The sequence below is a fragment of the Melioribacter sulfuriphilus genome (assembly GCF_051488685.1).
GTDB lineage: Bacteria > Bacteroidota > Ignavibacteria > Ignavibacteriales > Melioribacteraceae > Melioribacter.
In genome coordinates this window covers 653,319-675,199 of the sequence record NZ_JBPSEH010000001.1, presented here as the reverse complement: position 1 = coordinate 675,199, position 21,881 = coordinate 653,319, and the positions used below count along the sequence as shown (strand labels likewise).

Below are 21,881 nucleotides of genomic sequence, written 5' to 3'. Positions count from 1 at the left end.
TGCAAACGTTTGCAGGAACGATTGGCTATATAGAGTTGGGGGTATTTATTTTACTGAATTAACAGGGAGGAGGCTATGAGAAAAAAAATCTCACTCTTTATTTTTTTCTTCACTTTCTTTTCTACTCAGCTTCATTATTCTTATGCTGCAGGCAGAATTTCAGGTAAAGTTACAGACGCAGTTACTGGCGAAGCTTTAATCGGTGCCAATATAATTATAATGGGAACAAGCCTCGGAGCCGCATCGGACGCAGAAGGGAGGTATATAATTTCAGGCGTACCTGAAGGAAAACATATTATTAAAGTTTCATATTTGGGTTACGAACCCGAGCAAACTGAAATAGAACTTAAAGAAAATCAGCATATTCAAATTAATTTTGAATTGGACGTTGTTTCGGTGGCAACACAGGAAGTTGTAATAACAGCTCAAGCAAGCGGTCAAAATGCTGCAATTAACCAACAACTATCCTCAGAAAACATTACAAATGTTGTATCAAAAGCAAGAATACAGGCACTACCAGATGCAAATGCAGCTGAATCTATTGGTAGATTACCTGGTATCTCTTTAGTACGTTCAGGAGGTCAAGCAACCCAGGTGGTAATTCGCGGACTTCGTCCACAATACAACAGTATTACTATCGAAGGCGTTACAATCCCTTCAAATGATGCCGGGAGAGTTACGGCAAGTGGCGCATATGCAACGCCAACCCTTGCGGGAGCGGGCAGTCGTGCTGTCGATTTAAGTATGATTTCCTCCCATTCTTTGGAAAATATTGAAGTATTCAAGACTGTATCTCCCGATATGGATGCAGCTGTATTAGGCGGTACCGTAAATTTCGGTATTAGAGAAGCAAAGGCTAATATCTCTGGCAAACCCTCCTTTTTTTTCCTCGCACAGGGCGCTTATAATGATCTGATGAGCTCTTATAATGACTACAAAATAGTCGGAAGTGCTGAACAAAGATTTTTTAATAATCGCCTGGGTGTTTTTATTCAAGGTATTGCTCAAAAACAAAATCTTACATCAAATCAACTCGGTGTATCATATTATCAACCAAATAAACAAGATAAACCAGACTCAGTTGTAATGGGTAGTATGACACTAACATTTTCACCTTCTGAACAAAAGAGGTATGATGGTACTTTGACGCTGGATTATGTGTTACCTGATGGAAAAATTGCCTTAATTAATTTTATTAGTCATGGAACCACCACAACAAGGTCACACGATGAAACTTATAACCTGGCTAATTATGGCAATGATATTCTTATGGGAATTCAATTTTCAACAAATGAGCAAAATATTGTCACTAATATTTTAACGTATGAACAAAGATTCGGTTCTTTTAAGGCTAATATAAAATTATCCAATGCATACTCAGATAATAGAACACCCGACGGATGGAGGGTGGCGTTTGATCAACTATCTGCAGGTACAAATAAAATACCAAATAATCTTACACCTGTAGAGATAGCAAATAGAGCAAAAGAATTAATTAATCTTGATAATATGTTCTGGCAAGGAAATTCGGCATGGAATAGTTTTAATAAACAAAATAATGTCCGTGCTTCAATTGATGTAGAAGCTTCTTTTACTCTCTCCAAATTAATTTCTGTAGCTATAAAATTTGGAGGGCAATATGAATATACAACTAGGTATTCTAACTTTGATAATGGCTTTGGCAGCTTGTATTCTGGCGCTGCTGCGGGATTTAGATATGATCTCGTTCAAGCACTTCCATGGTTGACCGAAGAACCTTATAATCTAGATCCAACGGGCAATAGATATTTTAATATACGTGGTTTCTACGATAAAGACATGAATTTTGGAAAATTTCTTAAAGGTGAATTTGAAATTCATTCTGCTCTTAATAAAGAAGTATTATCGAATATAATGAATACGATTAAATCGTTAGGAGCCTCTATAACTCAACCACAAGCCGTACCGAGTTTTGTGCCCGATGTTTATAGTAGTATTACAAATGATTATTCGGGGAATGAATTCAGAAGTGGGGAATATTTAATGGCAACATTTAACATTGGTCGATATCTAACTGTAATTCCGGGAGTACGTTACCAGGGATTAAAGACTTCTTATACTGCTGCTCACTTTTTGGGCAATGCAGACGCACCTAATCCCTATCCGAACGACCTACCTCATAAAATGGTGACTGAAAATCAATATCATGGTTACTGGCTGCCAAATATTAGAATTAAATATAATCCACTATCGTGGCTGAGTATTCGTGCCGCATACACTACTTCACTTGCCTATCCAGATTTCAATCAGATTATACCACGAATGGCTGTGTCAAGTAATAGTGGCCACTGGGTTGTGTGGAATAATTACGAGTTAAAACCAGCTTATTCACAAAATTACGATTTTCAAATTGCAGTTTATAATAATAGTATTGGTTTATTTACGATTAATCCTTTCTTGAAACAAATAGATAATTTGATATTCAGTCAATCTACGTATATAACTGACCCATCTAAATACCCCGGGATTCCGAGTTATACCAAAACTTTTGCTCTTACTACTTTTATCAATAATCCTCATAGAGTTAATGTTTGGGGATTGGAAACCGAATGGCAAACACATCTCTGGTATTTACCAAATCCATTTAACGGCTTAGTGTTTAATATAAATTATACACATATATTTTCTCAAGCTAAGTATCCTTACACTGTCACAAAACATTCTCCCGTTTATCCCTTCCCAACAATTTACATCGATTCTACATATACAGACAGGCTCATACAACAACCGAATGATATTGTAAATTTATCTATAGGTTACGATTACAAGGGTTTTTCGATATTACTTTCTATGATATATCAAGCAGAAATTTATAACAGTACTAACTTCTATAATTCTCTCCGTTCAGATAAAGATAAATATTTAAGGTGGGACTTATCGGTTAAGCAAATTTTACCCTGGTACAATTTAGAACTTTATTTTGATTTATATAACCTTAATAGCGAAGAAGATGTTTATTTGATTCGTGGCTCGGGCTTTCCTAATTCAATATCACATTATGGACTTGTAGCTGACTTAGGTATACGCATCAAAGTAGAGTAATATCGTTTAATTAAAAAAGGAGGAGTATTTGATAATAAGTTATAATTCATAAACTATATTTAAAGTAAAAATAGCGTAGTAACAAATTAAAATTAAAGGAGGTAGAAGATGAAACATTTTTATTCTAAAATTATAATAGCACTACTGTTTACTTTTACACTAGCATTTAACGAATCATCCTTTGCTTTAGTAAAAGATACAGTAAGAGTATCAGCATTACCACCAGGAAACTTGAATAATTTTATTAATGGAGATACAATTGCTGGTGGTTATGCAAAACCCAATAGAGTATATCTACTTCAGCAAACAGGTGATCTCGATACAGTTTATTATATGACTGCTCCTATCTCTGTAAAAGGGAGTGTTTTTATTGTTGGAAAAATTAATCCTAAAACGGGACATCCACCTGTAATCGCCCCCTCAATTGCTGAAGATAATTCATCGATAGGCTACTTTTTTGCTCCTCAAGGAGACGATACGTTATCATTAAAAGGGCTCTATTTTATGGGTACTAGAACTGATGGGATTTCTTTTACTGGAAGATTCGTTGCCCCTACTGGTAATAACAATGTATTTATTTTTGACCAGTGCGTAGTAGAAAATATTTCAGGTGCTGGAACTCCTAATTTATTTGATACCTGGAATACAGACCACAACAGTTTTTATATTACTAATTGTTTGTTCAGAAATAATCAGGATGACAATCCTCAAAATCCAGGTTTTGCATGGATAGACCCGGGTACATATCCTTGTGACACGGCAGTATTTCATAATAATACGTTCTTCATTATGGGTGGATATATTTTAGGTTCTTCCGGCTATGGAGCCAAGTACCTAGATTTTCAGCACAATACGATATTTTTTACCGCACAGGGCGGTGCCTTCGATTTATATCAAATGCACAATGCAGTGATAAAAAATAATATCTTTTACAGCGTTTCATCGGCAGCATATCCAACTTCATGGTATAATAACACACCCGGTAGTTGGGGCTCAGCAGTTATTCCAATCGATTCTTTGCGCTCTTTAGCTGCAGAACCTTATAATATGAAAGAAGAAGATCGACATATAACAATCACAAACAATGTATATTACTGGCCAAAAGTAATAACTGACAAATGGAATGAACTAAATGCAGGAATTAGAGCAAGTGACCCTCTACGACCACCAGACTTTATTAATGCCCAACCCGGTATGTTAACAGATAAAACAAAATGGCCACATATAAATGTTGCAGATAACTTAAATGTAGATCCAGGATTTGATCCAACATTAGTTCAAGAAGCAGGTTCAAAGATGGCTGAATTTATTGAAATTGTTTGGGTAAACGGTGGTACTGCACAAGGACAGCGTCCTTATGTTAATCCTTTTTCCAATCCTCCAACATGGGAAAATGTTGCTACGAATTGGTATAACAAGCAAGGATATCCAGTACCGGAAAATTTAAGATATTCTGGTACAGTAGTAGGAGATGATGGTAAACCCGTTGGTGACCTTAACTGGTTCCCGGAAATAGTGGGTGTATCAGAACAATCTTCTGTTGTCCCTTCTAATTTTGAACTTAAGCAAAATTTCCCCAATCCATTTAATCCTGCTACCGAAATAATTTATTCGGTTCCCAAACGCAGTTATATTACTTTGAAAGTGTACAATTTATTGGGTCAGGAAGTAACCACCTTAGTTAATGAAGAACAAAATCCTGGTACATATAAAGTATTGTTCAATGCTAAAGATTTGGCAAGTGGTGTTTATATGTATGTACTAAATTCTGATAATTATTCATTAACAAAAAAAATGGTGCTGCTTAAGTAAGGAAAATAACGACAAAAGATTTACCATTTTGTGAAAATAGAAGCCCGGCATTTAAATGCCGGGTATCTATAAAACCAATTAATAAAAAATAATTAAACGAAATGTCAGTATTAAAATTACAGCGACTGTTATCTTTTTTACTTCTTGTTTTTATTTCATATTCAAAGGCATTAGCTCAATTTGCAAACGGTGCTGATGTTGGCTGGCTTTCTGAAATGGAAGCTTACCACTATATATTCAGAGATAATTCGGGCAATCAAAAAGATTGCCTCCAGATTTTGAAAGAAAAGGGGATTAATGCTTTACGATTCAGAGTATGGGTTAATCCTTCAAATAAGTATTGTAGTAAGAGTGATGTGACTTATATGGCACAACGTGCAAAAAAAATGGGATTCGACGTAATGATTAATTTTCATATGAGTGATACCTGGGCCGATCCTGGTAACCAGAAAAAACCAGCTGCATGGGCTAAACATTCATATCAGGAATTGCTTAATGATGTTTATAACCATGTCTACGATGTATTAGATACACTTAAGTCTGTTGGCGTAATTCCCAAATGGGTTCAGATCGGCAATGAAACTAACGACGGGATGCTCTGGGAGGAGGGACGTGCTTCAACAAATATGAGTAACTTTGCTGGTTTTATTAAGAGTGGCTATAATGCTGTAAAGGCTATTGATACTACAATTCAAGTTATTGTCCATCTTTCTGATGCTCATAGAATTGACTTATATAGATGGATGTTTGATGGACTGAAAAATAATGGTGCAAAGTGGGATATAATAGGGATGTCGGTATATCCTTACTGGGCTAATTTGCCATGGGCTGTAGATGATAGCTTAGCTCTAATAACTATGAAAGAGATGATTTCGAGATATAATACTAAAGTTATGGTTGTAGAAACTGGTTATTTATATAATAAACCAATTGAAGCGAATAATTTTCTTATTGACTTAATTGAAAAAACAAAGTCTGTTGGAGGATTAGGTGTTTTTTATTGGGAACCCCAATCTTATAATTGGAGAGGTTATAAACTTGGAGCATGGGATCCAATTACAAAAGCACCTACTGTTGCTCTCGATGCATTTTTAGGGATAAAAGTTACCTCTGTCGAATCTGACAATGATAATATTCCCAATAACTATGGGTTAAATATTTATCCAAATCCTTTTAATTCCAGTACCACTATTATTTATGAAATTCCTGAGCCATCTAATACTTCCATAATTATTTATAATTTGCTTGGAAAAGAAGTAGAAAAATTAATTGCCACACACAAAAGTCCGGGTCGTTATCAAATAAACTGGTCTGCAAAAAATATCCCCAGTGGAATTTATTTCTGCAGGTTGATAACAGATAAACACTATGAAACAAAAAAGATTATCCTGCTTAAATAAAAAATTCCTGTTGATTTTTCTTTTCTCAATCGGAATCTGTAATCCTTATTACTCCCAGCACAACAGCGTCTATGTGGATAATAACGGTGTGTTGCGATGGAGTGAAAGTCATTCAGAAATAAGATTGTTCGGTGTAAACTATACGGCACCGTTTGCGTTTTCTTATAATGCTATGAAAAACCTCGGCATCGATATAAAAAAAGCAATTGAGATCGACGTTAAACACCTCGTTCGCTTAGGAGTCAAGGCATATCGAATACATATGTGGGATCGGGAAATTTCTGACCGAGAGGGGAATCTTTTGAACAATGAACATATTGAATTGTTCGATTATCTGTTGATGAAACTAAAAGAAAATGGTATCAAAATTATACTTACTCCAATAGCATGGTGGGGCACAAGATGGCCAATGCCAGATGTGGAAACTCCCGGCTTTTCGCAAATCTATACGAAGCAAGAACTACTGACAAATCCAGTGGCAAGAACTGCTCAAAAGAATTACCTAAAACAGGTAATTAATCATGTTAACAGATTTACCGGAATTTCTTATAAAGACGAACCTTCGATTATTGCAGTCGAAATTATAAACGAACCACATCATCCCGAGGATCCTGATGTTGTTACACAATATATCAACGAAATGTATGAGGTTTTAAGAGGCGAAGGATTTGCCAAACCAATTTTTTATAATATAAGCGAAAACTGGAGCAACACTCAGGCACAGGCAGTATCGAATTCAAAAGTCGAAGGGGTTTCTTTCCAATGGTATCCTACTGGACTTGTACACAATAAAATGTTGGAGGGAAATTATCTTTTTAATGTTGACGAATACAAGATACCATCAGAAACAATCACTGGTTTCGATCGAAAAGCAAAGATGGTCTACGAATTTGACGCTGCCGATATCGGTTATTCGTATATGTATCTTGCCATGGCGCGTAGCTTTAGAGAAGCCGGAATGCAATTTGCCACAGTATTCAGTTATGACCCCGCTCAGATTGCCTGGAGCAATACAGAATATCAAACGCATTTTATTAATCTTTTGTACACACCCAGTAAAGCTATAGGTATGATGATTGCGGCTAAAGCTTTTGAACTGTTGCCTCACAAAAAATCATACGGTAGATATCCCGAGAATAAAAAATTCGACGTCTTTCTAATTGATCAAAAAAATGACCTGGCTTTGATGAATTGCGACACAGCATTTTTTTATTCAAACAACACCGATATTAATCCCATTGCACCTGAAAAATTAAAACATATCGCCGGAGTTGGTAAATCATCTTTGGTTGATTACGAAGGGAATGGAGCCTATTTCCTGGATAAAATTGACAATGGTCTATGGAAACTCGAAATTTATCCCGATGCAGTATGGCTTAACGACCCATTCGAACAAACCAGTCTTAAAAGAGAAATAGCTCGTCTCTATTTTAAAAAACATAAGATTAAATTCAACCTTGGCCAATTAGGAAAAACTACAAGGCTTTATTCCTTTGAAGGCAATTATACTCTCCCCGATAGCTTCCAATCATTTCTCGTTCAGCCGGGAGTCTATTTATTGTCGAGTTATCCTCTGCCGGAAAGAGTTGTATTCGATTATTTATCTGACGCCCGCAATTTCCTTTCGGATATCTATATGCCTGATTACAGCAAAGAGAAAATAAATGTTTATAACCGCACCACGCCTGATTTAATTCCTGATGGAGTACACGAATTCAAATTTACTATTGCTTCGGAAAAAGAAGTTGTAAGTACCGAATTGTATGTGCGTAGATTGGGATGGCGGGGATTTAAGAAATTTAATTTGCAAAAAATTTCTGCCTACGAATATCGCCTGTCACTAAAAGATAATTTCTTCAGTCCAGGAATTTTTGAATATTGTATCGTTATCAATACCGAGGATGGTAAGCACGTTTTCCCGGGAGGAGGTACAGTTACACCCGAAGATTGGGACTTTAATCCTGGAAGTCTCTGGAGACTCGATATTACGGATTCATGCAATGCAATATTGTACGACCCTCTGCGAGATCGAAAAGATCTGGTGTTCCCTCATTTTGCAAAAAACATGAAATATACACTCGATTATAAAATGGGAACTACTTCTTCTTACTTAACGATAAATGTAAGCTACTCGGATAGTTCTTCTATGGCTTTTGGTTTTCAAAACAACATCGATTATTATCTCGATGAATCGAACTGTTATAACTATCTTGTACTTCACGGTTACACCGACAGCGCAGAAGAGAGTAAGATAAAGGTAAATTTACTTACGAACGACGGTGCGGTCTATTCTTACGATTTAATGATAGACAATCTTAAAAATGAATATAGAATACGACTTGAGGATTTTAAATTATCTGAAGCCTTACTTTTGCCAAATTCGTATCCACAGTTTCTACCCCGCAAAAGAAAAAGTATTAACACATCAAAGACATTAAAAGAGAACATCGGAAATTTGGTTTTTCTTCAGATCGAAAATATACCCACCACCACCGGCACAATTGAATTCAGTATTGGAAAGATATTATTAACAAAATAAACGCGGTAGATTGTCATGATTAAAAGTAACTTTAGTATCTATCGGGAAGAAATTCCTCAATCTAACTTATCGTCCGAAAGGTATAACGGAACTTCACTGTCAGTTTGTAAGGTTGTTAAAGACACAACCCGTGAAGGCTTCTCTGTTATCCCAGAATTGGGAGGCAGATTACACGAACTTTATCTGTCAAATGGCAAAAAAGTTCATCAGGTATTGCGCCGTTACAATCCTTTTTCAATCGAAAGCAGGGACGATTTATTTACCAATGCAAAAATGTGTCCCTATGCAGGCAGAGTTAAGAGCGGCAAATATATTTTCAATGGAAGAGAATACCAACTTCCCATTAATTATCCTGAAGAAGGTAATTCTTCGCACGGATTGATATTCGATAAACCGTTTAAGGTAGTTGATATGAAAAGCGACGAAAACTTTGCAGAAATTGCCCTCGATTACGAGTACAGAAAAGAAAACGAGGGCTACCCTTTCGATTTTGACATCAGAATTATTCATCGACTGGAAAAAGGGAAAGGCTATTCATCTTTAACTTCGATAATTAATTTATCGGATACTGAGATTCCCATTGCAGACGGCTGGCATCCTTATTTTGATTTGAATACAAATATCGATAATCTGAAACTACAGTTTGATTCTTACGAAATGATTATCACAGATGAAAATAAAATGCCTTCATCGAAGAAGAGATACGACGAATTCAAAACACTGAAAAAAATTGGTAATACTTTTTTTGATAATTGTTTTACAATTGTTCCTGAGAAGGGTGTGTTTAATACATTTCTTTTTAACGAAAAAGAAAACTTCCATCTTAAAATCTGGCAGGAATCGGGAAAAGATAAATACAATTATCTGGTTATTTATACTCCTCCAGACAGAAAAACAATAGCCATCGAGCCGATGACTTCTAACATCAATGCTTTCAATAACGGCGAAGGATTGATTATTCTGAAGCCGCAAGAATCATTCGAAGTTTCATTCGGTATAGCCACAGTTTAATTTTCAATTTTGAACCATAAACATTGCTTTTTCTCTTTCAATACATCTGTTATATTTGTAAGAAAAATGGGAGATAAGATGAAAAGTATGTTTATGGTTTTTTTGTTTCTTTTTGTGGGTTTAACGAAAGGACAGGAAAACGACATTATTAAACTGTCCGCACCAGAGATGGAGGGCGGGGTGCCATTGATGACAGCTTTGCATAAACGTGCATCGAACAGGACTTTCGACACTCTTTCTTTGTCGATGCGACAAATTTCAAATTTACTCTGGGCAGCTTATGGCATTAACAGACCTGAAACTGGTAAACGAACTGCTCCTTCTGCAATGAATTGGCAGGAGTATACGATTTATCTTTTCATTAAGGAGGGAATATTTATTTATGATGCAACAGATCATTCTTTAAAGAAAATCTTAAATGGAGACTATCGGAATTACTGTGGAGAGCAGGATTTTGTATCCGTTGCCCCACTAAATCTTGTTTACGTATCGGATTTTTCGAAAATGAAAAGTATCAACGATGATGAAATGAAATTGATTTTTACGTTAGCCGATTGCGGTTTTATTGCTCAGAATGTTTATCTCTTTTGTGCTTCTGAAGGACTGAGTGTTGTTGTAAGAGGATTGATTGATAAGGAAAAATTGGGTTCGTTATTGAAACTTAAACCGGAGGAGAAAATTATTCTTGCGCAAACGGTAGGATATCCGAAGAAATAGTATTTTTGCATTAAAAAGTTGCGAGGTTTTAAATGAGCAAATTCAAATATGTAATAAAAAGAAGTGGAGCTGTTGTTCCGTTTAATTTTGATAGAATTGCAAATGTAATTTATAGAGCTGCAGTTGCCGTCGGTGGCAGGGATAAAGAAAGAGCTCAATTCCTTGCAAAAGAAGTTGTAAAAGTAATGGAAGAAAAATTCGAAGAAGGTTATAAACCCCATGTTGAAGAGATACAGGATATAGTCGAAAAAGTTTTAATTGAAAATGGGCACGCGAAAGTTGCAAAGGAATTTATTTTGTACAGAGAAGAAGCAGCCAGGAGAAGGCGTGCGGATTCCAAACATTTTTCAAAACCTTCCGAGTTTATACCCTGGGCTAAAGTATGGCGTTCACTGGACTGGGCAGTTTCGCATAATCTTCATACAGTCGAAGCAGCAAACGAAAGAATCCGCAACGGAGAATTTCCTCATATAGTACACGAGGCAGAAACTGCATATGAGACCCAGCTCGATACAGCAGCAGAAATGATTAAGGAAAGAAGCAATGAACTCAAAATGGTTTTTGTAAGCGGTCCTTCTTCATCTGGAAAAACAACAACCACTCTTAAACTCGAGCAACGTCTCAACAAAATGGGAATGAAGTTTGTCCCGCTTATCGTAGACAATTATTTCTTTGATCTTGAATTACATCCCAAAGACGAATTCGGAGATTACGATTTTGAAACCCCTCAGGCGCTCGATCTTGAATTGATTAACGAGCATTTAATTAAACTAGCCGAAGGAGAGGAAGTTAAAATTCCATATTATGATTTTAAGGAAGGAAAGCGATATCTCGACAGAACGCCAATTAAAATTGGTAAAGACGAAGTGCTTTTAATAGATAGTTTACACGGACTCTACCCGGAATTTGCAAAAGGAATTCCTGCTTCTCAGAAATTTAAATTGTATCTCGAACCGCTACTACAAATGAAAATGCCCGACGGAAAGTATATCCGCTGGACGGATTTAAGGTTGATCAGAAGAATGCTGAGGGATTCCGTGCACCGGGCATACAATCCCGAACAAACTCTCCTACACTGGCACTACGTTCGCTCTTCTGAAAAGAGAAACATTTTACCATATTGCAACACAGCTGATTATATCATCAATACTTCAATGCCTTATGAGGTACCACTTTATCGCCCCAAACTTCTGGATAAATTTAGAGAGTGGGAAAAGAAATATGAAGGCGATCCCTTACGAGAAGATGCTTATGAGCGGGCTTCACGTGTAAGAAAAATGCTCGAATCGATTGAACCTGTCGAAGATGATTCTCCAATTCCGGGCGATTCTGTGCTACGAGAATTTATTGGCGGAAGTACGCTCAATTATCACTAAACAGATCAAAGCAGATAAAATTTTGCATTGCTTACAGTTTTATTATAATCGCTTAGTCGAAATGGATATTTATCAAGGGCAATACTTTTGTCCAGTTCGAATTGTTTTTTGCTATGTTGATTAAACCAATCTGTACGCCGTTTAAACTTTCTGCAATGTTGAAAATGCCGATAGTTAATCCATTCTGGCGATTGTAAACTTTGTTATAGGATGCAATCGAAATGCCTTTAAGGTCATTCACTTCGAGCCAGCCAGCTGAAAGATTTAAACCGGTTAGACTTTCTGCTTCAGTCTTGTATCCAACGATATTAATTCCCTTTATGTCGTTGCTGCTTACTATGGCAAGCAGAGATTGATTTAGTCCGTAGATCGAACCCTGGCTTACAATTGCAATACCACTAAAATTTAATCCTGAAATGTTTTCCTGGGAAACGAGAGCTAACGCCGATAGTGAAATTCCTTTAATTGATTTTTGTGATACAAGTGCCAATCCTCCAATGTTTAATCCCATCATCTCATCCTGGGCAACAAGTGCGAGGCCACCAAAATTCAAACCACTCAGTTTCCCATTTGCCACTGCAGCAAGCCCGCCAATATTAATTCCACTGATACTTCCGTTTGAAACAAGTGCAAGTCCTCCCAGATTAATGCCTTCAATAAAATCGTCTGATACAACTGCAAGTCCACCCAGATTAATACCCTTCATTCCTTCTTCTGCAACGGCGGCAGCAAGCCCAAATGTAATTCCGTTTAATTTGGAGGCAGCTGGAGCCAGGCCAATTGAAATGCCATTGACTGTTCCAGTAATGCTTTCACCAGGTTTCCAGAAGGTAATGTTTAATCCATTAATTCTGCCTAAATTACAATCGGAGGTGTTAAATCGTATTCCGTTCCAATCCTTTGAATTACCAAAACTAATTCCACCTCCATTAAAACCGATGTTTATAGCTTCATGCTTGCAGTAGATGGTATCGTTATCTTCCTGAGCAGAAAGAGCAATGAATGATATAAATATGAAAAAGAAAAACGATTTTTTCATAATCCTTCACTTAAAAAATTTTATGTGGCTATTTAGACTCGTATGATGTATGAAAGGTTACTCGTATTTGAAATAAAGTTTTTCGTGCAGAAATGGTATGATTGCTGTTTTTAACCCCTCGACGTATAATTCTTTTCTGTTCATAACGCCGCGAGTGAAAAATCCAATTGCTCCTTCTTTCTGTTTCGTATTTTCCTGATTTGTTAACTCATCGATAACTATGCCGAGTTCAATACCGTCGAGAAGTTTTTGAGTAATTGAATCAGGCAGCTCGAAGAAGGGAGACAGTCCGTAAGAAAATCTTTTGTTTGAATCGATAATGCACATACAACCAAATGCGAACCATCTATCATAAAGTTTTGTAATCCCGCCTTCAATACCCACATAAAAATTTGCTTTGCGGGGTGAATCGTTAAAAAGTTTATAGAGGTGAAAAGCTCTGTTGTAGGCACCGCGGAAGGTTTCGTCGCCTAAGGGCTGAGGATTTACCTCCGAAGGCGCGTCGTGCGATTCAATGTCCGGTTTGTCGAAGTAAATCGAAAAGACTTCCCTTGTTGCCTCGATTTTAACCGGATTTTTTGAGCCTACTACTACTTTCATCTTCGAGTTAAACTATTGAAAGCATTCTATCGATTGGAATGCGTGCTTTACGTGCAATCTCTTCGGGAACCTTTACCTCATATTTTTCTTGTAGGAGCGATTCGTACAATTTTTCGAGTGTTATCATTTTCATATATTCGCAAACAGACTCGTCGCTAATCGGGAAATAATTCGATTGCGGCTTAATTTTTTTCAATCGGTGGAGAATGCCGACTTCAGTTGCTATTACGAATTCATCGGCGTCGGATTCTTTTACGTAATTGATCATACCTTCGGTAGAAAAGATATGAATATTTTTACAATCGAAATAGAGCTGGGATTTCAACATACAGGATGTAGAACAGCCGCATTCGGGGTGAATCAAAAATTCTGCATTAGGATGCCTGGCGCGCGCGTCGTCGAAATTTAGATCACCAATTTTTTCGTGTACATGACAGGCTCCGTTCCATATTTCCATTTTTCTACCGGTTACAGTGCTAACATACATGCCCAGAAAACGATCGGGTAGAAAAAGAATTTTCTTCTCCTTCGGTATCGACTCGACAACTTTAACGGCATTTGAAGAAGTCACACAGTAATCGCTTTCAGCTTTTACTTCCGCTGTTGTATTAACATAAGAAACAACCACTGAGTCAGGGTGCTCTTTCTTCCAGGCTCTCAATTGTTCAGCGTCGATTGTCGAAGCCAGCGAGCAACCAGCTTCTAAATCGGGGATCAATACTTTTTTATTGGGAGAAATTATCGAAGCAGTTTCTGCCATGAAATGAACCCCGCAAAATACAATTATGTCTGCATTGGTTTTTGCCGCCTGCTGCGATAATCCGAGAGAGTCGCCTACAAAATCGGCTATGTCCTGTATCTCGGGTATTTGATAATTGTGAGCGAGTATTACAGCATTTTTTTCTTTTTTCAATTTATGGATTTCATTTATTAAGTCGTGCATTTTCGATCCTGTTATTTGTTTGATATTTTCATGCTGAGGTCCATTGCCTTAACAGAATGAGTGAGTGAACCGATAGAAATATAATCAACACCGATCGACGCAATTTTTTTTACCCTTTTCAAATCGACATTGCCCGAAGCTTCGGTTTTGCACTTCCCGTTTATCAAGCGTATTGCTTTTTTCATTTGTGAAATTGTCATATTGTCGAGCATTATAATATCGACGCCAGCTTCTATGGCTTCTTTCACTTCTTTTATGTTTTTCGTTTCAACTTCCACTTTATATTTTCTTCCGTATTTTTCTCGAACTCTACTAACAGCATTTTTAATTCCACCAGCAGCTTCAATATGATTGTCTTTAATTAACACCATATCATAAAGTCCGAAGCGATGATTTGTTCCTCCGCCAGCCTGTACTCCATATTTGTCGAGAATTCTCAAGCCTGGAGCAGTTTTACGAGTATCGAGTATCGTTACGTTTGTACTGGCAATAGTATCGATAAATTTACGGGTAATGGAAGCAATTCCAGAAATTCTTTGAAGAAAATTCAGAGCAGTTCTTTCACCCGAAAGCAATGCGCGCAAATTGCCGGTAACCTCTGCAATTTTTTGACCTTTTTTTACAGCTTCCCCTTCGACGACAAAATTTTTCCATTTTGAATTTGGGTCAAGTTTATTGAAGACTTCTTTTGCAATTGATAAACCGGCAATTATTCCGGCTTCCTTTGCATAGATTACTGCCACACCTTTTTGCATGCGTGGTACTAATGCATTTGTAGTTACGTCTTCTTTTCCGATGTCCTCTCTGAGAGCGTTCTGAATAATACGACTGACAATCTTTCTGTCCAATTTTTTCATCTCTTAAAGTTTCCTGAATTCTGGCGAGGTTTCTTTTTTGTGGACAATAGTTGCATTGAATTTTTCGTTCGGATATGGAAAGTCGGACCGTCGATGGCATCCGCGACTTTCTTCTCTAATTAATGCCGACTTGATAATCATGCCAGCCAAGTTTAGTAATCCATTTATTCGGCTACTGTAATATTCATTTCGATAATTTATGAATTCGTTACTAAGTTTTGTAATTTCTTTTAATGCAGAATTTAAAATTGCTTTGGATCTAAGTATTCCGGCATTATTCCACAATAATTCGGCAATTTTATTTTTAATATCGATGAATAACTCGGCTAGGTTTTCATCAACGTTGAAATCGATAACTTCAGGTTTGGAATAATCTTTTAAATCTTTGTCGTTTTTAACGGCGTAATCAACCACACGTTTACCGAATACAAGGCATTCAAGAAGTGAATTGCTGGCAAGCCGATTAGCTCCGTGTACACCTGTAGAAGCCGTTTCGCCAACAGCATAAAGACGACTTATATTCGTCCTACCGTTGATGTCAGTTTTTATTCCGCCAACAGTATAATGGGCAGCAGGAGCTATCGGAACGGGGTCTTTCGTTATGTCGACGCCGTATTTCAAAGCTTCGTTGTAAATGTGCGAAAATCGATTTTTGATTTTATCGGCATCGAGGTGATTCATCAATAAAAAGACGTTTTTTCTTTTCGTACGTTTTAATTCTTCATAAATAGCTTCTGAAACGATATCTCTAGTTGAAAGTTCCGATTTGTCGAGGTCCTGTAAAAAACGGAGTCCTTCGTGATTTACAATATAAGCGCCTTCTCCTCTTACGGCTTCGCTGATTAAGAATGTTTCTTCGCTGCCTGTATAAAAAGAAGTGGGATGAAATTGTATAAATTCGATACTTTCGATTTCTGCACCAGCATCGTATGCCAGATTGATACCTTCGCCAGTTGAGGTATGAGGATTTGTAGAAAACGAATAGACAGCAGAAAATCCTCCGGTTGCAAGTATTACCGATTTACCACTCAAATAAAAACTTTTTTTCTCATTATGATTATAGACATAAACTCCATGGCATTCGTTGTCAACAACATCGAGTTTGAAAACAAGTGTGTTTTCGAAAATTGTAATATTATTGTTGTTATAAATGAATTTGAGAATGAAATTAACAATTTCTTTTCCAGTTGCGTCGCCGCCTGCATGGAGTATTCTCTTGCGTGAATGACCACCTTCCAATCCAAAGCTAAGCTTACCATTTTCTGTGTCGAATTTCATTCCCATCGAAATTAGTTCTTTTAAGCAGTCAATCCCTTCGTTAACGAGTATCTCAACTGCTTCAACATTACAAAGTCCCGCACCAGCTTTTAAAGTATCTTCAATATGAAGTTGTGGCGAATCGTCGTCATTTAAAGCAGCGGCAATACCTCCCTGTGCAAGATAAGAGTTGCTTATTTCGATTGTAGTTTTTGTCAAAAGTGCAACAGTGCCATATTCGGAAGCTTTTAATGCAGAGTAAATACCGGCAAGCCCTGCACCGACAACAATGAAATCGTATTTATTCTTCATTTTATATAAATTTTATATACAAGATTCTAATCAGGTTATAATGGATGTGTCAATTCATTTTTAGTTGAAATCAGGGAAAATAATTGACACACGACTCTAATAGTCAAATTTGATTAACAAAAAAATTTGAGAGAAAGTAATCTCGAGGATGAAAAATAAATAAATTGCGTCAGAAAATCTGCTAAGAAGCATAAAACAATTAGTATAAAATAGAGATAGAGTTATTTTAGTTATTGTTAATAGAATTCAATATACACAATATCAAACCTGACTAAAAACTCAAACTCAATAATACCTGGTGATTTAAGAAGAATAAAATGATAGGTTAATCAGTAAATAAAAATTCCTCTGGAATTGCGGCAGCTTTTAAATTTCAAAACTACTCCTATTAAGAACAGCATTAAAATGAGATAAAACTAAAACAACAAAATGCGGCTTAATAAGTAATAGTGTCAAAGTTTTGAATTGAGTTTTACTTTTACTGAATAATAACCCTAAAAGTATTTGTAATTCTTTTGATGTTTCACCATATTAAATTGTTTACACGTTTAGGGTTAAAAGGCGCTATAAATATTTACCTAAAATTAAATGCAGAGAGTTTGAATTTTTCGCAAAGAGAGGTTTTATAGGACTAACTTTATCGTTTCCACTCAATATGGTCGTTAATGTGGTGTTTTTCGAATGTCTCAAGGATCTCTTCACAGAAACGGATAGTTTTTGTATCTTTCAACAATTTTGCCAACTCATATAAATGGATAAACATCTTTTTACCAGTTTCCGTCTGTTTATAATTTTTCTTCCTATAGTTATGAATTGAACAAAGGGTCTGGCCATTGGTCAATTCGGCTTTACCGCCCAAGTCTTTAGGTATGATATGATCTGCATGGATTTCAAAGCCGTTATGTCTACCACGCCCACATATCACACAACGATAATTGTCTCGTCTAAAAATTTCTTCCTTTTGTTCCGGTGTGAAGTCTTCCAACTCACGCACACTAACTGCAGTGGGGTCGTACCTGTAAATACCCTTCTTTACTTTGATTAGAAAACCTTTTTGATGTAATGCTCGTATAGCACGCCACGGATCACGTGGTGGAGTGCGATGCGATTTTAACCATTGTTCAGTGACCCAATCTACAACAGGCCCATGTTCAAGGTCCTCATTTGGGTGAGCATAAAAATACTCCATAATAAGTTCACTGACAGTTTTATTAGGCACGTTCCTCCCCCAGAGGTAATCTCTGCTGTATAAGTTCTGGTGCAGATAGAATCCGCTTTTTAGCTAATTCACAATAACGCGAATCAATTTCTATACCTATTCCAATTCTGTTCAGCATAGCAGCAGCTATCAGAGTTGTACCACTGCCAGCAAATGGGTCTAAAACAGTATCTCCAATAAAACTAAAAAGTTTTATACAACGTCGAGGTAATTCAATAGGAAATGGTGCTGGATGTCCTATCTTTTTCTTGCTTTCGCCACTAAAAGTCCAAACACCATTAGTCCAGTTCATAAATTCAGATTTGGTAATATCTGATTTTTTACTCCCGCTTGTTTTACGCCAGTTTTTCTTATATAGCACTACTATAAGCTCAACGGGGGCAATAACGAATGGGGCAGTAGCACTCATCCAGGATCCCCATGCAGTTCGTCGTGAGATATTACCTTCGTTCCATACAATTGTAGAGTGATATTGAAAGCCTATTTGTTTAGCAATGGTTGTAATATCAGCTCCTACGCTTTGTTGCCCTCCCTTGTTTTTATCCAATGGAATGTTCAAGCAAAAGCGCCCATCGTCTTTTAAAAATGCTAAACATCTTGTTAACCAAGCACGTGTGAATTCCAAGTATTCAGGATATGAAGTATTATCTCTATGAGAATTGTATTGAATATCAACATTGTAAGGTGGTGAAGTAACAATTAAGTCTATGCTATTGGGACTAATTGTGCTTGTTGTCAAAATATCATCATTGATCATGACAATTTTATCGCTCGAGTAAAATACATTTGATTTTTCCAATTAAGTTACTCCTTCTCGTAATTATATCTTACCTGAGATACCTTCCTTGCTATCCTGTTAATATTCCGTCGCCAATTAATATTAAGAGGATTCAAACAATGATGCAATATATTTAATTGTAAGTTTTAGCTTAGTTAATGTAACTCGTAAAAAGTCTTATATTGTCCCTAAAATGATGGTGAACAATTATAAAAAGAAACTATAACTAAAATACAATTTCAAAAACACAATTTCACAGCAAAAAATGAGTCGCTAATATGCCACTATTATTCTACTTATTTTGTATGCATTACATGCAATAAATATAATTTTTTTGCTTTGCTTTAGTATTTAAAAAACAAAATACAATTTTTCAAATGAGTGAAATTTATTTCTTTATTGAAATTTAGGATAAGAAATTTAAATCACTTATAATAATGTTTGATTGGCAAAAAATGATAAGAAATAAAACTCTTAGGTAGGAAGGATAAAAAATTCCTATGATTTTAGAACGGAAAATAGTAGTGAAGCTCCAAATCGTATAAAAATCATTAATGAGGAATGATGTTGACTTGGATATTAAATGTTTACAATTACAAACCTGACTAAAAATTCAAACTCAAGAATACCTGGTAATTTAAGAAGAATAAAATGATAGGTTAATCAGTAAATAAAAATTCCTCTGGAATTGCGGCAGCTTTTAAATTTCAAAACTACTCCTATTAAGAACAGCATTAAAACCGAGATAAAACTAAAACAACAAAATGCGGCTTAATAAATAGTAGTGTATTTTATATTCACATGAAAGTTGACCGTTTGTCATAAAACATCCCAAAATTATTTAATGTTATAATTACTTAAGGCTTCCTGCGCCAGTTGAATAACTATGTTTCTTAACTCGCATGGTTCTATCACTTCGATACCTTTACCCCTAGAGACAATCCAGCTAGCTATCTCTCCCAAAGAATTAACTATTGTCTCGAAAATAATCGAACCGTCTGAATTGTATTCAATTTTTTGATACTCCATTAAACGTCTCGATAATATTCGTTCTTTCCATAGTGGTGAAAACTTGATCTTGACTTTAATTTTATCTTTGCTCAACCAACTCTTAAATGAAGTTGCAAACATCTCATTTAGTTCCTCAAGGTCATAAGGATTGATTTGTTCATCAGAAATTTCAATATCAAGTATATTACTAAGTATGAATTGTTTTACCGTCTCTTCGTTTTTCCCTAAAAGTCTCCATTGTTTATCTCTCTGAAAAATACAATACGGTTCAACAATCATTTTTTTTGTTGGCTTACCTGCTCGTCTTTCATATTCAATACGTATTTTCCTATTTTGTTCAATTGCCTTTTGCAATGATGTCATAGTTATAAGAGCTTTAATACCCTGTCTGGCTACCAGTAAATTTGTAGCCCCGTCTATGTATCTATTAGATAAAGCCACTCCGAAATACTGAATAATGAAAAATCTAATTAAGTCATCTCTTAATAAAGACGTAATAGAAATACCTTTTTGGGAATTTGAATGGATATCGACTCCTATAGAACGTAATTCCCGTAAATCGCGTTTAATCGTAATATCACTTACATTAAATAGCTCACTCAAATCGTAAACATTATACTTATTTGGCGACTCTAAAACTAAACTTAGAATTTCTATCTGGCGTTTGATCTTGAGACTCAAATTTTCCATAAGTAGATATACTTTTTAATATAAATTAAGACTTTTTTAAAAAAATATCATTCAATGATACTCTAATTTCAATGTTAAAAATTACTTTTGAATATTATAAAACGGAGGTGTCTAATGCATTTAAGCGAAATAGTAAATATCATACAGACGTTTTGTCAACAATACACAAAACCAGATTTATTGAGGGAAATTCGAAAAAACATAGAAATGTTAGAAAAAGAGAACATAGTTGAAGAGAAAGTAAATTTAGATAATGCGTATAATTTAGTAATTAATACTCTCATGTTAATCGAACAATCTTTAGAAGGCAAAATGTCATTAGAGGATTTTTTATTGCTTAAGATAGGTAAGACAGTCTTGGAAATTTTAAACGAAAGATTCGATGGTTTAGAAGATGAAATTGACTCTGAAATACAAAAGATGAATCAAATATATCAAAAAATTGAGTATGAGAGACGAATAAAAGGTGAATTTGTAGACCAAATAAATATAGAAAATCCAAATGGCTATGTATTGCTTAACGAATTTTTTCAAGGTGAGGCGGTAGGAATGTTCGAAATTACGCACGAACAGCTATTTGATGTAATCGATATGTATAAGGAAGTGAAAGAAAATATAATTCTCAACATAGAAGATAATGCCTTTACAAATAAAGAATTACCTTTGTTCGGAACAACAAAGTTCGAGCGGCAGGAGGATGGATCGTTAACGATTTATTTCAATATGCCAAATAGCAGTTTAATAGCAGGATTGTCTGACAAAGAAAGAATGATTGTTTGCATAGATGCCGGGATATTTGGATTCCTTAAAGATAATCCCCAAGTAAATGTTTATTATCAAGATAGTAAAATCGGGAGTCTAAAAGAATTATTACCTCGACTCAATTATTTTTGTGTTACTCGCTATAACAAAGTCGTCTGCATAATTGGTGATTGTATAAATGAGTAAAAGTTAATTTAGTTTATATTTGAAATAAACAATGCATAATGAATGCAATATTATTTTCAGTTTTTCCAAGTTTTTTGATCGATCTTAATTTCTATTTGAAAATATAAAGAATGAGAGTACTAATTAAATGAATAGTGAGCCAAGAGAATAACTTTATAGTTTCACTTTTTTAAATATTCTCTTTTATTATGTATAATTATAAGTTTATTCATTATTATTTATTGGTGATAATAAAATTATTTTTGTCTAATTTCATAAATAATTAATTGTATAATTACTTTATAAAATTAT

At 35.6% G+C, this 21,881-nt stretch carries 16 protein-coding genes; 8 read left to right on the top strand and 8 right to left on the bottom strand.

Going from position 1 to position 21,881, the window contains the following annotated elements; genetic code table 11:
• Window positions 1-75: 75 nt before the first annotated feature.
• The 7 genes from ACSSV9_RS02870 to ACSSV9_RS02840 all read left to right on the top strand — a co-directional run bounded on the left by ACSSV9_RS02870 (window position 76) and on the right by ACSSV9_RS02840 (window position 11,936).
• Window positions 76-3,081: a TonB-dependent receptor gene (locus tag ACSSV9_RS02870; protein WP_437345710.1), complete on the top strand. Its 3,006-nt coding sequence runs from the start codon at window positions 76-78 to the stop codon at window positions 3,079-3,081.
• A gap of 108 nt (window positions 3,082-3,189) precedes the next feature.
• Window positions 3,190-4,893 (top strand): T9SS type A sorting domain-containing protein, encoded by a 1,704-nt coding sequence (locus ACSSV9_RS02865; RefSeq protein WP_437345709.1) that lies wholly within the window; start codon window positions 3,190-3,192, stop codon window positions 4,891-4,893.
• Window positions 4,894-4,994: 101 nt separating this feature from the next.
• Window positions 4,995-6,293 carry a T9SS type A sorting domain-containing protein gene (locus ACSSV9_RS02860; protein WP_437345708.1) on the top strand — a complete coding sequence of 433 codons (1,299 nt, stop codon included), beginning with the start codon at window positions 4,995-4,997 and terminating at the stop codon, window positions 6,291-6,293.
• Window positions 6,262-8,832 carry a glycoside hydrolase 5 family protein gene (locus tag ACSSV9_RS02855; RefSeq protein WP_437345707.1) on the top strand — a complete coding sequence of 857 codons (2,571 nt, stop codon included), beginning with the start codon at window positions 6,262-6,264 and terminating at the stop codon, window positions 8,830-8,832. The genes ACSSV9_RS02860 and ACSSV9_RS02855 overlap by 32 nt, the downstream gene beginning before the upstream one ends.
• Window positions 8,833-8,847: 15 nt before the next feature.
• Window positions 8,848-9,843: an aldose 1-epimerase gene (locus tag ACSSV9_RS02850; RefSeq protein WP_437345706.1), complete on the top strand. Its 996-nt coding sequence runs from the start codon at window positions 8,848-8,850 to the stop codon at window positions 9,841-9,843.
• 78 nt (window positions 9,844-9,921) lie between these two features.
• A complete protein-coding gene (locus ACSSV9_RS02845; protein ID WP_437345705.1) occupies window positions 9,922-10,560 on the top strand; it encodes a SagB/ThcOx family dehydrogenase in 639 nt (212 codons plus the stop codon).
• 32 nt (window positions 10,561-10,592) lie between these two features.
• A complete protein-coding gene (locus ACSSV9_RS02840) occupies window positions 10,593-11,936 on the top strand; it encodes a uridine kinase family protein (protein ID WP_437345704.1) in 1,344 nt (447 codons plus the stop codon).
• Between the two features lie 52 nt (window positions 11,937-11,988).
• Here the strand turns inward: ACSSV9_RS02840 and ACSSV9_RS02835 are convergent, their stop codons facing one another.
• The 8 genes from ACSSV9_RS02835 to ACSSV9_RS02800 form a co-directional block, all read right to left on the bottom strand.
• On the bottom strand, window positions 11,989-12,975 hold the full coding sequence (locus tag ACSSV9_RS02835; RefSeq protein WP_437345703.1) for an LA_2272 family surface repeat-containing protein: 987 nt from the start codon (window positions 12,973-12,975) through the stop codon (window positions 11,989-11,991).
• 57 nt (window positions 12,976-13,032) lie between these two features.
• Window positions 13,033-13,575: an inosine/xanthosine triphosphatase gene (yjjX, locus tag ACSSV9_RS02830; protein WP_437345702.1), complete on the bottom strand. Its 543-nt coding sequence runs from the start codon at window positions 13,573-13,575 to the stop codon at window positions 13,033-13,035.
• Window positions 13,576-13,582: 7 nt separating this feature from the next.
• A complete protein-coding gene (gene nadA, locus ACSSV9_RS02825) occupies window positions 13,583-14,518 on the bottom strand; it encodes a quinolinate synthase NadA (RefSeq protein ID WP_437345701.1) in 936 nt (311 codons plus the stop codon).
• 11 nt (window positions 14,519-14,529) lie between these two features.
• A complete protein-coding gene (nadC, locus tag ACSSV9_RS02820; protein ID WP_437345700.1) occupies window positions 14,530-15,375 on the bottom strand; it encodes a carboxylating nicotinate-nucleotide diphosphorylase in 846 nt (281 codons plus the stop codon).
• Between the two features lie 3 nt (window positions 15,376-15,378).
• Complete coding sequence (gene nadB, locus ACSSV9_RS02815) at window positions 15,379-16,944, bottom strand: L-aspartate oxidase (RefSeq protein ID WP_437345699.1); 1,566 nt, start codon at window positions 16,942-16,944, stop codon at window positions 15,379-15,381.
• Between the two features lie 637 nt (window positions 16,945-17,581).
• Window positions 17,582-18,163 (bottom strand): HNH endonuclease, encoded by a 582-nt coding sequence (locus ACSSV9_RS02810; protein ID WP_437345698.1) that lies wholly within the window; start codon window positions 18,161-18,163, stop codon window positions 17,582-17,584.
• On the bottom strand, window positions 18,156-18,920 hold the full coding sequence (locus ACSSV9_RS02805; RefSeq protein ID WP_437345788.1) for a DNA-methyltransferase: 765 nt from the start codon (window positions 18,918-18,920) through the stop codon (window positions 18,156-18,158). Before ACSSV9_RS02805 ends, ACSSV9_RS02810 begins: the two co-directional genes overlap by 8 nt.
• An 858-nt stretch (window positions 18,921-19,778) precedes the next feature.
• Window positions 19,779-20,642, bottom strand: a complete 864-nt coding sequence (locus tag ACSSV9_RS02800; protein WP_437345697.1) for a helix-turn-helix transcriptional regulator — start codon at window positions 20,640-20,642, stop codon at window positions 19,779-19,781.
• A gap of 114 nt (window positions 20,643-20,756) precedes the next feature.
• Between ACSSV9_RS02800 and ACSSV9_RS02795 the strand changes: the two genes are divergently transcribed.
• Window positions 20,757-21,590 (top strand): hypothetical protein, encoded by an 834-nt coding sequence (locus tag ACSSV9_RS02795; protein ID WP_437345696.1) that lies wholly within the window; start codon window positions 20,757-20,759, stop codon window positions 21,588-21,590.
• Window positions 21,591-21,881 lie beyond the last annotated feature (291 nt).

Bases quoted from the DNA above. Each gene is read 5' to 3' on its own strand.
- ACSSV9_RS02870 (WP_437345710.1), top strand. From the start codon at position 76: ATGAGAAAAAAAATCTCACTCTTTATTTTTTTCTTCACTTTCTTTTCT.
- ACSSV9_RS02860 (WP_437345708.1), top strand. From the start codon at position 4,995: ATGTCAGTATTAAAATTACAGCGACTGTTATCTTTTTTACTTCTTGTT.
- yjjX (WP_437345702.1), bottom strand. From the start codon at position 13,575: ATGAAAGTAGTAGTAGGCTCAAAAAATCCGGTTAAAATCGAGGCAACA.
- ACSSV9_RS02800 (WP_437345697.1), bottom strand. From the start codon at position 20,642: ATGGAAAATTTGAGTCTCAAGATCAAACGCCAGATAGAAATTCTAAGT.
- ACSSV9_RS02840 (WP_437345704.1), top strand. From the start codon at position 10,593: ATGAGCAAATTCAAATATGTAATAAAAAGAAGTGGAGCTGTTGTTCCG.
- ACSSV9_RS02865 (WP_437345709.1), top strand. From the start codon at position 3,190: ATGAAACATTTTTATTCTAAAATTATAATAGCACTACTGTTTACTTTT.
- ACSSV9_RS02795 (WP_437345696.1), top strand. From the start codon at position 20,757: ATGCATTTAAGCGAAATAGTAAATATCATACAGACGTTTTGTCAACAA.
- nadC (WP_437345700.1), bottom strand. From the start codon at position 15,375: ATGAAAAAATTGGACAGAAAGATTGTCAGTCGTATTATTCAGAACGCT.
- ACSSV9_RS02805 (WP_437345788.1), bottom strand. From the start codon at position 18,920: ATGATCAATGATGATATTTTGACAACAAGCACAATTAGTCCCAATAGC.
- ACSSV9_RS02850 (WP_437345706.1), top strand. From the start codon at position 8,848: ATGATTAAAAGTAACTTTAGTATCTATCGGGAAGAAATTCCTCAATCT.
- ACSSV9_RS02855 (WP_437345707.1), top strand. From the start codon at position 6,262: ATGAAACAAAAAAGATTATCCTGCTTAAATAAAAAATTCCTGTTGATT.
- nadA (WP_437345701.1), bottom strand. From the start codon at position 14,518: ATGCACGACTTAATAAATGAAATCCATAAATTGAAAAAAGAAAAAAAT.
- ACSSV9_RS02835 (WP_437345703.1), bottom strand. From the start codon at position 12,975: ATGAAAAAATCGTTTTTCTTTTTCATATTTATATCATTCATTGCTCTT.
- nadB (WP_437345699.1), bottom strand. From the start codon at position 16,944: ATGAAGAATAAATACGATTTCATTGTTGTCGGTGCAGGGCTTGCCGGT.
- ACSSV9_RS02845 (WP_437345705.1), top strand. From the start codon at position 9,922: ATGAAAAGTATGTTTATGGTTTTTTTGTTTCTTTTTGTGGGTTTAACG.